We start from the raw sequence: 14,318 nt of genomic DNA, 5'->3' as shown, positions 1-14,318 counted from the left end.
ACCCGTGAGCACGGTCGTGTTCCGCAACAAGACCGGTGGTTCGGAGACCCTGCACGCCACACCGGGACAGCGACTCCTGGACGTGCTGCGCCTCCACGGAATCCCGGCGAACGCCGTGCTCGTCCACCGCGACGGGGAGGTGATCCCCGAGGCGACCGCCGTCGTCGGCGCCGACGACGTCATCGAGGTCCGCCAGGTGCGCCACTACGACCTCGACGTGCTGCGCCGGCCCAAGGAACACGTCTACGCCGCCCCCGACCCCGTCTACACCAAGTCCGTCCTCTTCGACCACGGCGGCACCCTGGAGCGGCGCACCGAACAGTTCACCGCCGAGACCTTCGTGACCTACGTCGAGGAGACCTTCGTCCAGAGCATCGCCGCCGGCGCCACCATGCGCGCCGGGGACAAGGTGGTCATCGGGCTCTCCGGCGGCCGCGACAGCGTCGCCTACCTCAAGCTGCTCGAACGCACCCGCGGCCGCTGGCCCGAGGTCGACATGACCGCCGTGACCATCACCGGTCTGCCCGACTGGGACGAACCCGCCACCTTCCGTACCGCCCTGGACGCCTGCGCCGGACTCGGCGTCGACCACGTCGTCGTCACCGCCGACGACGTCGCCGAGGTGTTCCGGCTGCGCGAGCCGTTCGTCGACGTCATGAACAAGGTCGTCGCCGGGGAACACCGCAACATGAACATGGTCATCGGTCATCAGGTGCTGCGCCGCATGCTGGAACGGGAGGCCGAACGCCGGGGCGCCCCCGTCGTCGCGTTCGGCTTCAACGCCGACGACCTCGTCGCCAGCATGGTCACCTGGTTCACCACCGGCTACCGCATGGGCGGCATCCCGGTCCGTGAACTCGGTTCCCTGCGGTACGTGTTCCCGCTGTACCGCATCACCAAGAAGGAACTCACCCTCTACCTGGAGCTGGTCGCGCCCGACCTCAACCGGCAGGGGGCACCGGGCCGCTTCACGACCGGGTCCGACGAACGATCCCTCGCCTACGCCGTCGCCGACCACCTCTACGACCTGTGGCCCGGTATCGACTACTACCTCTTCAACGCCTTCGAGAACGTCCAGCGCACCCTGCTGCCCCTGGTCGACGACCTGTGCCGGGTGTGCGACGGCCGCTACGTGCTCCAGGAGGGCGTGGCCAACCCCGCGGGCCTGTGCGACGTGTGTGGATTCCTGCACCGTCAGGAGGCGTTGCGGGCGGACGCGGTATGAGCGATGTCCGCGGGCCGGAGGATCCTCCCTGGTACCTGACCTTCTTCGGGGAGGACTTCTGGGCCGTCGCCGAGCACGAGTACACGCCAGGACGCACAGCGGCCGAGGCCGACTACCTCGCCGCGGTCCTCGACGCCTCGGCTCCCGGGCGCCGCGTCCTCGACCTCGGCTGCGGCACCGGCCGGCACGCCGTCGCCCTGGCCGCGCGGGGGTTCGCCGTCACCGGGGTCGACGCGGGAGCGTGGGCCCTGGAGCGGGCCGAGGCCGCGGCCGTCGCGAGCGGGGTCGACATCGCGTGGGTGCGCCTCGATCTGTTGCGCGAACTGCCCTGGTCCCTGGGCGAGTTCGACGCCGTGGTGTGCGTCCAGTCGTTCGGCTGGGGGAGCGACGAGCAGCAGGTACGGCTGATCCAGGAGGTCCGGCGGGTGCTCGTCCCCGGCGGACTGCTCGTCCTTGACCACTCCAACGTGCTGGCCATCGCCGGGAATTACGTACCGGAGGCCACCTTCGAGACCGAAGGGCTGCGCGCCGACTTCCGCCGCTCCTATCGTCCGGTCTCCGGTCGCAGTGCGGGTGAGATCGAGGTCCGGCGGGGCGACGCGGAGGCGGTGGTCGTCCATGACGACGTCCGGATGTACCAGCCGGCCGAGGTGAGGGAGCTGCTGACCCGGTCAGGCTTCGAAGTCGAGCGCGCCGACGCCGACTTCACCGTCGGCAGGGATCCCGTCACGACGACGCGCTATGTGCAGTTCGTCGCCCGGAGCCTCGCGCGCACGGCGGGGGCGATCAGCGCCTGGGACCGGACGCCGGAAACTCGTACGCGGGAGACCTGGACGCCGGAGACCTGTTCGCCCGAGACCCGGAGGCCGGAGAGCCGTACGCGGGAGACCCGTTCGCCCGGGACCGGCTCGTCGGAGGTCCGGGCGCCCACGCTGGATCTGCGCTGGACGCCGGACGAGATCGCCTTCGTGCGACCGTCCGTCGACGCGGCCTTCCGGCGCGCCTACGAGGAGGGCGGCCTGGCCGACCTCTCGCGCGCCTACTCCCTGTCCGACCCCTACTCCGCGGAATCGGCAGCCCCCGTCCTGTCCGGGCACTTCGGAGCGCACCTCACGCCCGACATGGTGACCGCGGGGGCCGGCGCCACCGGTCTGCTGCACGCCTGCGCCGGACTGGCCGTGCCCGGACCGGTGCTGTGCCTGGCGGGCGGCCACCCGGATCTGCCCCGCTGGGCGGCGCGCCTCGGCGCGAGGACGATCACGACCCGACTGGAGGACCTGGCCGCCGATCTCGCGCGGCACGCCCCCTCACTCCTCGTCCTGGACCGGCCCACGATCACCGGAGACCTCTACGGAAGGGACCGGCTGGACGAGATCGCCGGGACGGCCCGGGCGTACGGCGCGACCGTGGTCCTCGACGAGGCCTACGCCGTGTACGCCGGGCCCGGTGCGAGCTGTGTCCCGGCGGTCGCCGAGCACCCCAACCTCGTCGTGCTCCGAAGCATGTCGAAGGGCTACTGCTGCGGCGGGCTGCGCGTCGGATTCGCCTTCGCGGCTCCGGAGTTGACGCGACGCCTGCGTGAGATCACGCCGCCGCTCGGCGTCGGCGGCGTGGGTCTCGACGTCGCCCTCCGCCTCCTGGCGCAGGGTGATGTGTTCGGGGCGCTGCGGGCCAGGATCGCCGAGGTGAAGCCGATCGTCGCCGGAACGCTGCGGCGGGCCGGACTGAAGGTCACCGAAGGGGACGGCTGTCTGCCGTGGGTGACGGTGGAGGGGGCGTGGGACACGGGCGGGATGTGGGAGAGGCACGGGGTGCGGGTCAAGGAGGTCAGGGGGTTGTGGCCGGCGGACGAGGGGTCGGGAGGTGCCGGGCGGCGTGACGACCCGGTGTACAAGGTCGCCGTACCCCTTTCCGAGGCCCGTCTCGCCGCCTTCCGTGACGCGTTCCCCGATCGGGTAGCCTCACCGACCTCGTCGCCGGGATCCATCACGGCATCGACGCCGACGAGGCGATGCGCTGGGTCGCGCGGCTCACCGAGTGGGATCGCTACCAGGGGTCGGCGGGGATCGCGGACGCTGCCGACTTCGTGGCCGGCGAGGCCGAGCGTGCCGGACTGACCGGGGTGGAGGTCCTGTCCTTCCCCGCCGACGGCCGGACCGCGTGGTGGACGTTCACCGCACCCTTCTCCTGGACCCCTCACTCCGCGCGGCTGTCGGTCCCCGGCCGGGCCGCGCTGGTCGACTACCCCGCCCAGCCGTACGCCCTGGCCGCCCACTCGGCCGCCGCGCACGGCGAAGCACCGCTCGTGCGCGCCCAGGACGACGGGTGGCCGCCCGGCGCGGTGGTCCTCGTGCCGTCGGCGGCGGGACTCGACGGGAAGCTGTTCGCCCGTATGCGCGAGGAGCGGGCGAGTGGCTTCTGCGTGACGACCGGGTCCGGCCGGCGCGACGGAGCGGGGCGCGTCGAACTGCCCGGCGACAGTGGACTGTTCGGGTTCAGTGTGGTCCCGGGGCAGATGGACGCCCTGCTCCGCGCCCACCGCCGGGGCGAACGGGCCCGGGTGACCGTCGAGGTCGACACCGCTCCCGCGCGGATGCCGGTGGTCGTGGCCCGTACGCCGTCGGGACCCGTCGCCCCGCCGCCGAACTCGTCCGACGCCTGCCTGATCACCGGGCACCTCTGCCACCCCGCCCCGGGGGCCAACGACAACGCCTCCGGGGTCGCGGCAGCCCTCGCCGCCGGGCGGGTCCTGGCGGCCCGGGAGTTGCGCCGCCCGGTCCGGTTCCTGTGGGCACCCGAGTTCGTGGGACTGGCGGCCTACGTCCACCGGCTCGTGGAGGAGGGCGGGGGACCGCTGCCGATGATGGCGATCGACCTCGACATGGTGGGCCAGGACCAGCGGCGCTGTGGCGGTCCGCTGATCGTCGAACACAGCCCCGAGTACCTGCCGCACTTCGCCAGCGCCCTGGTCGAGGCTTGCGTGCGTGCCCTGCCGCCCGCGGCCCGTTCCTACAGCGGAGCCGTGGGCTGCGACGTGTGGGCGTGGCGTACGACGCCTTTCGTCGGGGCCTCCGACCACGCGGTCCTCGCCGACCGGGGCATCGGCTGCCCGTCGGTCCAACTGGGCCACTGGCCCGACCGCTTCAACCACTCCGGCGCCGACACGCTCGACAAGGTCGACCCGGGGGAGCTGCGCAGGTCCGCCGCGATCGCCGCGTCCGCCGCCGCGTTCGTTGCGACGGCGGGCCCGCGTGAGGCCGACTGGCTCGCCCATCTCCTCGCCCGCTGGACCGCACGCCGGATGACCGCCTGTCTGCCGCCCGACGAGGGACCGCTCGCCGCAGCCTCGCTGACCCGCCGTGCGCGGTACGGACGCGAGGCACTGGGCACCCTGCGGACGCTCGGTGCCGACCCCGCGGTCCTCGGCCGGCAGACGCACCTCATCGACGGGCTGCACCACACCCTGGCGGGGGCCCTGGACGAAGTTCCCGTCCAAGGGAGCGGGGGCCCGCCGGTGCGTCGGGCCTGGCCGGGGCCCTTCAACCTGCGGGCCCTGATGGGGGCCGTGAGCGAGGCCGACCGGCAGTGGTTCGCGAGCCGGCTCGCCGAGGACCGGGGCCGGTTCTACGCCTCCGCGATGTCCCTGGCCCAGAGCGTCGACGGCGTGTCCGGCACGGCGGAGGTGGTCCGAACCGCCGCACTGGACGCGGGAATCGAGTGGGAGGCGGGCTTCGGTGAACGCTTCCTGGCCGCGATGAAGGGAGCGGACTGGGTGAAGGAAGGCGAGGGGGAGCGGAGTTGAGAATGCGGCGCGTGGCCGTGACCGTCAGCGATTCCATCGACGACGTCGACACCGTCCAGTGGGGCGAGGTCGCCGCGGCGGGGACCGCGCCCGTCCACTACGGTCCCGCGTACCTGCGGGCCTATGAGAAGCACCCGTTGAGTCCGTTCCTCGCGGCCCGCTATCTGGCCGCCGCCGAAGGGGACCGGACCCTCGCCGTGCTGCCGTGCTACCTCCAGAAGCAGGGCGATCCGTACGGGTTCCTGCGCGGCGCCGGCATCGAGGAGGCCGACGGACCGGCGCTCCTCGGGCACAACTGGTACTGCTACGACACCCGTGTGCCCGTACGTGCGACGGGTCCCGGGGAGCGGGCGCGTGTGCTCGGAGCGGTTCTGGACGCCCTGCGCGAGCAGGCCGCCGCCGACGGTGCCCGGACCGCGGGACTCGTCAGCGTCCCCGAGGGCGACCCCGTCCTCGACGTCGCCCGGGACAAGGGCTGGAGGGTGGCCCCGATCGTCACCCGCTTCCAACTTCCCCTGCACGGTGCGGCGGGAGAGCCCTTCCTCTCCTACGACGGCTATCTCACGACGCTGGGCGCCCGCACCCGGCGCACGATCCGCCAGTACCTGCGGCGCGCGGCGGAGGCCGGCGTCATCACGGCCGTCGAGGTGCCCCGGCCCGAGGTCCTGCGTACGGTGGGGGACCTCACCCGTCGCACCGCGGCCAAGTACGACAGCGCGGGCATGTATCCCGAGCCGGCCTTCACCGACTTCGTCCTGGCCCTCGGCGATCACGCCCGGGTGGTCCGCGTCGACCGCGGCGGAGAGACGCTGGCGGCGGCGGTCGTTCTTTTGGACGAGGAGCGTCTGCACATGTGGGCGGGCGGCACGAGCCATGCCACCGTGGACGGCTTCAGCCCCAACTACCTGCTGTGGGCCACGGAGATCCGCACGGCCATTTCCTGGGGGAAACGCTGGGTGGAGGGCGGCCGGAGCAACCAGCCCATGAAGTCCCGCCACGGCATGAGCCCCCTGCGCCTGTTCGCCTGCGTGGCCCCGCCGGCACGCTGACGACGGGCCGACGCGACGTCCGCCGGGTCGTGAGCGTCTGTTAGCTTGCCGGGATGGACGATCTGGGACCCGTGGCGTGGCCGCCGGCGCCGATCCGGACCGAGCGGCTCGTGCTCCGCGGGTCCGAGGCGCGGGACCGGGCGGCGTTCGTCGAGCTGCTCGCCTCGCCGGACGTGCACACCTACCTCGGTGGTCCCCGGTCGCGGGACGAACTGGAGCTTCGGACACCCGAAGTGCCCGAACGGTGGCCCGGGAGTTTCGTCGTCGAGCTCGACGGGGTGATGATCGGCCAGATCCTGCTCAGGAGGGCGACCGCGCACCGGCGGCCCGCGGCGGTGGGGAAGGCCGATCTCGGCTATATGTTCCTGCCCCGCGCGTGGGGCCTCGGATACGCGGGCGAGGCGTGCGCGGCGGCGCTGGCCTGGTTCGACGGTGTTTTCCCGGGTGAGCCGGTGGTGCTCGCCACCCAGACCGCCAACGCCCGTTCGATGCGGCTCGCGGCGAAGCTGGGCTTCGCCGAGGTGGAGCGGTTCGAGGCATGGGGCGCCGAGCAATGGCTCGCCATGCGACCCCCGGTCGGGCCGGCCGGTCGCCGGTAGCACCGGTCGGCCCGTCGACATGATCACCGGCTCCGGTGAGCGGTCATGGTGTCGGGCGTTGTCCACCGGCGGTCTTCGTGACGGGGCAGGTCGGTGACGGTGGGCTGCCCGGTCCGCACGGTGACAGGGCTTCGCGGCGACGCATGAACGCGCAAGAATTTGCGTCGCTTGCGTTCGCTTGCAATCCGCCCCCTCCTCGCGTCGAGGGCCCATGCGGGGGCTCGTTGGCCACAGTATCGATCAGCCGACTCCTTGAGCCGTGTCCTCGGCGCGGAGGCGTGAATGCCGTCGATGAAACTTGTGGTGTCCAGACCGTAGACGCGCTCACACAGCTCTGCAATATTGCGATGAAACAACGCAAGAAGCTGCGTGCGTGATCGGTTCCGTCATCGGGAGTCGTGTACGCCCATGCCGACGCCGTCGCCGATCCCTCGCACCGCTCCACCGCTCTGCCCAGGAACGAGCCGACCCCGCCGCCCCTCCGGCGCGCGAACCTCCGCAGGGAGTGAACCCCGCATGACTCCACACAAGCCGAGATCCTGGAGAAGCCGCGCAGCGACCGCCGCGCTGGCTTCCCTCGTCATGGTTCTGGGCCTGCCCGCCGTCGGCGCCCACGCGGCCGGCGGCCCCGACGCCGCCGCGGAAGCCCCCACCAAGGCCGGCAGTGCCCGCAGCGGCCACACGGCCGCCAGCATCACCGACGGCGACGCCGACACCTACTGGCAGGCCGGAAAGAAGTCGGCCCAGTGGGTGCAGACCGACCTCGGACGGACCGAACGGGTCCGCGAGGTCGTGCTGCGGCTGCCCGCACACTGGAAGGCCCGCAAGCAGACGCTGGCCCTCCAGGGCAGCGCCGACGGAAAGAGCTTCGCCACCCTCAAGTCGTCGGCGCAGTACGTGTTCGGTCCCGCCGACGGCAACACGGTGAAGGTCTCCTTCCCCGCGACCTTAACGCGCTACGTACGAGCCGACTTCAGCTCCAACTCGGTCGCCCCCACCGCCCAGTTGGCTGAGATGCAGGTCCTGACCTCCGCCGCCCAGACCCCCAACCTCGCCCAGGGAAGGCCCTTCACCGAGAGCGGGCACGCCGACGTGTACGGCGCGGCCAACGCCGGCGACGGCAACCGGTCGACCTACTGGGAGAGCGCCAACAACGCCTTCCCGCAGTGGCTCCAGGTCGACCTCGGATCCTCGGTCAAGGTGAACCAGGTGACCCTGCGGCTGCCGAGCGGCTGGCCGAGCCGCAGCCAGACCCTGAAGATCCAGGGCTCCACCGACAACCAGAACTTCACGGACCTGACGGCCTCGAAGGCGTACACCTTCGACAGCGGCAGCGACCAGTCGGCGACCATCGCGCTCGACACGACCACGACCCGCTATGTGCGGGCCCTGTTCACGGCCAACACCGGCTGGCCCGCCGGTCAGGCGTCCGAGCTGGAGGTCTACGGGCCGGCCACCGGCGACACCCAGGCGCCGACCGCCCCGGCGAACCTGGCGTTCACCGAGCCCGCCACCGGGCAGATCAAGCTGACCTGGAACGCGGCGAGCGACGACACGGCCGTGACCGGGTACGACGTCTACGCCAACGGGCAGCTGCGGGCGAGCGTCGCCGGTAACGTCCTGACCTACACCGACACCCAGCCGGCCGGCACCGACGTCACGTACTTCGTCCGGGCCAAGGACGCCGCGGGCAACGTCTCCTCCAACAGCAACAGTGTCACCCGGCAGGGATCGGGCGGCGACACCCAGGCGCCGACGGCACCGGGGGCCCTCGCCTACACGCAGTCCGGCGGCGACGTGAAGCTGACCTGGCAGGCGTCGAGCGACAACGTCAAGGTCACCGGGTACGACGTCTACGCCAACGACCAGCTCCTCAAGTCCGTCGCGGGCGATGTCACCACGTACACCGACACTCCCTCGGCGACGGCCACGGTCACCTACTACGTGAAGGCCAAGGACGCCGCCGGGAACGTGTCGGCGGCGAGCAACAGCGTCACCCGGACCGGCTCGACAGGCTCGGGAACCAACCTCGCCGAGGGCAAGCCGATTGAGGCGTCCTCCTCCACGTTCACCTATGTCGCCGCCAACGCCAACGACGGCCAGATCGGCACCTACTGGGAGAGCGGGGGCGGCGCCTACCCGGCCACCCTCACCACCAAGCTGGGCGCCAACGCCGACCTCAGCCAGGTCGTCGTCAAGCTCAACCCGGACGCCGCCTGGGCGACCCGTACCCAGAACATCCAGGTGCTCGGCCGCGACCAGGACGCGACCGCCTTCACCAGCCTCGTCGCGGCGAAGGACTACACGTTCAACCCGTCGAGCGGCAACACCGTGACCATCCCGGTCTCCGGGTCCGTCGCGGACGTCCAGCTCAAGTTCACGTCCAACTCCGGCGCCCCGGGCGGCCAGGCCGCCGAGTTCCAGGTCATCGGCACCCCGGCCGCCAACCCCGACCTCAAGGTCACGGGTGTCACCAACACCCCCGCCGCCCCGGTCGAGTCGGACGCCATCAGCCTCACCGCGACCGTCACCAACAGTGGCACCAAGCCGTCCAAGGCCACGGACCTCAACTTCACCCTCGGCGGCACGAAGGCCGCCACGGCGGACGTGCCCGCGCTCGCCGCCGGTGAGACGAAGACCGTCACCGCGAGCATCGGGGCCCGGGACGCGGGCAGTTACACGGTCGGCGCCGAGGTGGACCCCTCCAACAAGGTGATCGAGCAGAACGAGGGGAACAACACCTTCACCCGCACCGACCCGCTCGTCGTCAAGCCCGTCTCCAGCTCCGACCTGCTGGCCGCACCGGTCGCCTGGAGCCCGACCAGCGCCTCCGCGGGCGACGACGTCAAGTTCACCGTCGCGATCAAGAACCAGGGCACCGTGGCCTCCGCTTCGGGCAGTCACGCCGTGACCCTCACGATCCAGGACTCCAAGGGCGCCACGGTCAAGACGCTCAACGGCTCCTACGACGGTGCCATCGCCGCCGGCCAGACCACGGCCCCGGTCTCCCTGGGCTCCTGGACAGCCGTCAACGGTAAATACACCGTCAAGACCGTCATCGCCGACGACGCCAACGAACTTCCCGTCAAGCGCACCAACAACACGACCACCCAGCCCCTGTTCGTCGGCCGCGGCGCCGACATGCCGTACGACATGTACGAGGCCGAGGACGGAACGCTCGGCGGCGGCGCCAAGGTCGTCGGACCGAACCGGACCGTCGGCGACATCGCAGGCGAGGCGAGCGGACGCAAGGCCGTGACCCTCAACGGCACCGGCCAGTACGTCGAATGGACCACCCGCTCGGCCACCAACACCCTGGTGACCCGCTTCTCGATCCCCGACGGAACCGACACGACACTCTCCGTCTACGTGGACGGCCAGTTCCTGAAGACGATCGACCTCACCTCCAAGTACGCCTGGCTGTACGGCAACGAGACGGCGCCCGGCAACTCGCCCGGCTCCGGAGCGCCCCGGCACATCTACGACGAGGCCAACCTCCAGCTCGGCCGGACCGTCCAGGCCGGATCGAAGATCAGGCTCCAGAAGGACGCGGCCAACTCCTCCACCTACGCCATCGACTTCATCAACACCGAGCTCGCGACGGCCGTGCCGAACCCCGACCCGGCGGCCTACACCGTCCCGGCCGGCTTCACCCACCAGGACGTGCAGAACGCCCTGGACAAGGTCCGTATGGACACCACCGGCAAGCTCGTCGGCGTCTACCTGCCCGCGGGCGACTACGAGACGTCCAGCAAGTTCCAGGTCTACGGAAAGGCGGTCAAGGTCGTCGGAGCCGGGCCCTGGTTCACCCGCTTCCACGCACCCGCCTCGCAGGAGAACACCGACGTGGGCTTCCGGGCCGACGCCACGGCCAACGGCTCGACGTTCGCCGGGTTCGCCTACTTCGGCAACTACACGTCCCGGATCGACGGCCCGGGCAAGGTGTTCGACTTCGCCAATGTCTCCGGCATCACCATCGACAACATCTGGGCCGAGCACATGGTGTGCCTCTACTGGGGCGCCAACACCGACAGCATGACCATCAAGAACACCCGCATCCGTGACACCTTCGCCGACGGCATCAACATGACCAACGGCTCCACGGACAACCACGTCGTCAACAACGACGCTCGGGCCACGGGCGACGACAGCTTCGCCCTCTTCTCCGCGATCGACGCCGGCGGCGCCGACGAGAAGAACAACCTCTACGAGAACCTGACGTCCACACTCACCTGGAGGGCTGCCGGAATCGCCGTCTACGGCGGCTACAACAACACCTTCCGCAACATCCGCGTCGCCGACACCCTGGTCTACTCCGGCATCACCATCTCCTCGCTGGACTTCGGCTACCCGATGAACGGCTTCGGGACCGATCCCACGACCATCGAGAACGTGTCCCTCGACCGGACCGGCGGCCATTTCTGGGGCTCCCAGGTCTTCCCCGCCATCTGGGCGTTCTCCGCGTCCAAGGTGTTCCAGGGCATCCGGGTCAACGACGTCGACATCGACGACTCCACCTACGGGGGCGTCATGTTCCAGACCAACTACGTAGGAGGACAGCCCCAGTTCCCGGTGAAGGACACCATCTTCACCGACATCTCCATCACCAACTCCAAGAAGAGCGGCGACGCCTTCGACGCCAAGTCCGGATTCGGCATCTGGGCCAACGAGCTGCCCGAACCCGGTCAGGGTCCCGCCGTCGGCGAGGCCACCTTCCGCAACCTGCGGATGAGCGGCAACGCCCAGGACGTCCGCAACACCACCAGCACCTTCAAGATCAACATCGAGTAGCGACTCCGACGGCGCGGAATCCGTCCGCGCCGAAGGACAGGGGCCGCCTCCAGGCTGGGGAGGCGGCCCCGTCGCTGTCCCGGTCGAGGAGCCGCAAGCCGGACACCGGCCGGGAGAACGGCGTACCGCGCCGTTCCGAAAGGCCGGACCCCGTCAGGAGCCGCCGAAACGCCGGTGGAACTCCTGGGCCACATCCCCTCCGGCCGTCGTCACGAGGGCCGTGACCACCGGATGGACGATCAAGCCGGTGACGGCCGCGGCCAGTGCGGGCAGGTGGCGCGAGAACCATCCGCGGGCGTAGTCCATCACCGTCAGGTCGATCTCACCGGTGACGGCTTCCTCCAGCTCGTCGAGCAGTGCCCGGGCGCGATCGCCGGACGGCTCGTCGACGGGGACGAGCCCGCGGACCCGGGCGAACTCCGCACGCAGCAGGCCCCGTTCCTCGTCCGTCACCGGAGTCGTCGCGGCGGAGGCCGCATTCGTGCGGATGACCACGTTCCCCTGGCCGACGACCACCTGCCCGGTGACGTCGTTCGTGCGTACGGTGTAGCGGTCGGGGTCGTTGTCCTGCATGGAGGGTCCTGCCTTCCGTGGCGAGAAGCCGGGTAAGGGACGAGCGGTGGCCGATCAGGTGTCCGTCGGCGTCGGCATCGCGGTGTCGCCGTCGACCGCGGTGCCGGACACGTCCAGCTGGACCGTCGGCCGTCCCCAGTCGTCCAGGACGGTCACCCTGGTCTGGTAGTCGCCGGGACGCGGCGGTCTGAACGTCACGCTGAACACACATCTCTCCTCTTCCAGGGCGGGTGGGCAGGACGTTCGCCGAACCGACCAGGCCGCCTGGTCACGGACCGAGAGGCTCGACTCGTTGTCGCACTTCAGCCATGCGAAGGAGAAGGACACCGATTCCTGGCCCTCACCCGCCGTCACCGGCCCGAACTGCGCATCGCCGGAGTCCGGGACGGCCGTCGCGGGCGGGCAGTACTGGGAGCCGTCGGACACCTTCGACTCCGAGACCGTCGGTGAGGACGGGACCGGACTGTCGGAGCCGGAGTTCGGCACCTTGCTCACGTGCGGACCGGGCCCGTGGGACGGGGGCGGGGTCATCGTCACGGTCATGCCGGGGGACGACCAGGTCGGAAGGTCGGACAGTGAGGGAGAGGGGACGACGAGACGCGGTGAGGCAACGGGAGCCGAGCCCGTCGCGTCCGGCGGCTCGCCGTTCCCGCCGACCGCGAACGCGGTGTAGAAGCCGCCCGCCAGAAGCGCCGCCACCGCCGCACCGAGGACGGCCGGGTTGCCCGCCACGGCGGCCGGCCCGGCTTTGGCGGGCATCGCCGCCGCGTGTCCGAGCGCGGCTCCGCCCGTGGCGGCGGACGTGATCGCCAGCCCGGCGGTGACCCCCAGCACCTTCCGGCGGACCTCCTCTTCGTGCGCGAAGTAGGCCTCGTCCTCCACCGCCCCCGACGCACGTGCCGCAGAACGCCCCAGTTCCAGGACCTCGTGCCAGGTGCCCCAGCGCAGGGTGCGGGCGAGCGCCGGGGCCGCGGCGCGGGCAAGCTCCCGAACGGCGGCGTGATCGTGCGCCCGTGCGGAGGCGTTCAGGGCGTGCCGGATCACGGCGGCCTGCGCGGCGATGGCCCTGCGGTGGCTCCGGGTTCGCACCCACGTGGTGATCGCGGGGGTGAACTCGTCCGCACGGTGGCCGGAGCCCAGCCGGGCCACGACGAGTCCGGCCGACCGGCCGCCGAGCCGGAGGCCGTCTCCCTCCGCCCGCACCAGGCCGAGGGACTCGAGCTCTTCCAGGGCCTGGCGGTTCACGTCCCCCACCATGGCCTCGAGCAGGGTCCCGGAGACCGGCAGGGGACGAAACGCGTCGATCAGGTTCAGGAGGCGCGCGGCCGGCTCGCTCAGCCGGCCGGCGAGCCCGACCGCGACGGACTCCTCGGTGAGGGCGAAACTGGCGGGTTCGGCCGCCCCGGGGTGCCGGTCGGCGGCCCGCAGCGCCGCGGCGGCCTGGACGAGCGCGGACGGATTTCCGTGAACCGCCGCGGTGAAGCGTCTGGCCGAGGCGCGCTCGTCGTCGTCCAGGGAGCGGTCCAGCTTCCGGGCGAGAAGGGCGAGGGCCGCCTCCTCGGGCAGTCCGTCCAGGCGCAGTGCTCGTCCCTCGGCCCCCTCGCGGTGCTCCGCGCAGGCGATCACCACGTCGCAGCCGGGGGCGGCGTCGAGCAGCGCGGCGAGGTCGTCGTCCGAACCCTCGAAGTCGTCGACGGCCAGGAGGGCCTGGACGGAGCCCATCAGACGCCTGCGCCTGTCGGGGTCGGGTTTGTAGTCCTCGGCGTCGTAACAGGCGTGGAAGAGGTCCTCGACGACATCCTCCACGGGGAGTCCGGCGGCCGACAGCAGCACCACCTCGCGGTCGCCGGCCGCGTGGTCCGCGACGAGGTGCCGCAGCAGGGCGGACTTTCCGCATCCGGCCGGGCCGTTGATCTGGACCGGGTACCCCTCCGCCAACCACTCCGCGACGTGCGCCAGTTGCTCGTCGCGCCCCACCAGCGCCACGCCCCGTGCCGGAATCCTCCGTCCGGCCGGGCTGCCGCGGCGACGGATCGGCGGCGGACCTTCGGTCCGCAGCGTCACCGTCGATCCGCGGTCGGCGTGGACGACGATGTTCCGGTAACCGACGACGACCTGCCCCGAGATGCTTCCGTCCGTGTGGACGGAGGCTCCCTTGCCCCCCATGTACGTACTCCCGCCCCCTGCTCGTCGGCCGAGGACAAGAGCCAAGCAAGGGGATCACGCGAGCAGGGCCGGATGTCCGATCCTGACCGACATCAGCCCGGCGCTGACTGTTC

General features: G+C 71.3%; 8 protein-coding genes. 6 read left to right on the top strand and 2 right to left on the bottom strand.

The window, feature by feature from the left end:
* The first annotated feature begins 4 nt into the window (after positions 1–4).
* The 6 genes from IO36_RS27090 (at position 5) to IO36_RS27065 (ending at position 11,466) form a co-directional block, all read left to right on the top strand.
* On the top strand, positions 5–1,225 hold the full coding sequence (locus IO36_RS27090; RefSeq protein WP_037623600.1) for a tRNA lysidine(34) synthetase: 1,221 nt from the start codon (positions 5–7) through the stop codon (positions 1,223–1,225).
* Positions 1,222–3,342 carry an aminotransferase class I/II-fold pyridoxal phosphate-dependent enzyme gene (locus IO36_RS43375; protein ID WP_051900979.1) on the top strand — a complete coding sequence of 707 codons (2,121 nt, stop codon included), beginning with the start codon at positions 1,222–1,224 and terminating at the stop codon, positions 3,340–3,342. Before IO36_RS27090 ends, IO36_RS43375 begins: the two co-directional genes overlap by 4 nt.
* Positions 3,237–5,027 (top strand): DUF4910 domain-containing protein, encoded by a 1,791-nt coding sequence (locus tag IO36_RS27080; RefSeq protein ID WP_037623599.1) that lies wholly within the window; start codon positions 3,237–3,239, stop codon positions 5,025–5,027. Before IO36_RS43375 ends, IO36_RS27080 begins: the two co-directional genes overlap by 106 nt.
* An 11-nt stretch (positions 5,028–5,038) precedes the next feature.
* Complete coding sequence (locus IO36_RS27075) at positions 5,039–6,076, top strand: GNAT family N-acetyltransferase (protein ID WP_158997527.1); 1,038 nt, start codon at positions 5,039–5,041, stop codon at positions 6,074–6,076.
* A gap of 53 nt (positions 6,077–6,129) precedes the next feature.
* On the top strand, positions 6,130–6,675 hold the full coding sequence (locus IO36_RS27070; RefSeq protein ID WP_037623597.1) for a GNAT family N-acetyltransferase: 546 nt from the start codon (positions 6,130–6,132) through the stop codon (positions 6,673–6,675).
* A gap of 516 nt (positions 6,676–7,191) precedes the next feature.
* A complete protein-coding gene (locus IO36_RS27065) occupies positions 7,192–11,466 on the top strand; it encodes a discoidin domain-containing protein (protein WP_037623596.1) in 4,275 nt (1,424 codons plus the stop codon).
* Positions 11,467–11,619: 153 nt separating this feature from the next.
* Here the strand turns inward: IO36_RS27065 and IO36_RS27060 are convergent, their stop codons facing one another.
* Together IO36_RS27060 and IO36_RS27055 are read right to left on the bottom strand one after the other, a co-directional pair.
* Positions 11,620–12,039, bottom strand: a complete 420-nt coding sequence (locus tag IO36_RS27060; RefSeq protein ID WP_037623595.1) for a hypothetical protein — start codon at positions 12,037–12,039, stop codon at positions 11,620–11,622.
* A 54-nt stretch (positions 12,040–12,093) separates the two neighbouring features.
* A complete protein-coding gene (locus IO36_RS27055; protein ID WP_037623594.1) occupies positions 12,094–14,205 on the bottom strand; it encodes a hypothetical protein in 2,112 nt (703 codons plus the stop codon).
* Positions 14,206–14,318 lie beyond the last annotated feature (113 nt).

This window comes from Streptomyces aureus (genome assembly GCF_000725495.1).
GTDB classification, from domain to species: Bacteria; Actinomycetota; Actinomycetes; order Streptomycetales; family Streptomycetaceae; genus Streptomyces; species Streptomyces aureus_B.
Note: the sequence above shows the minus strand (reverse complement) of the source record. Positions and strands in the feature narration are given on the sequence as shown.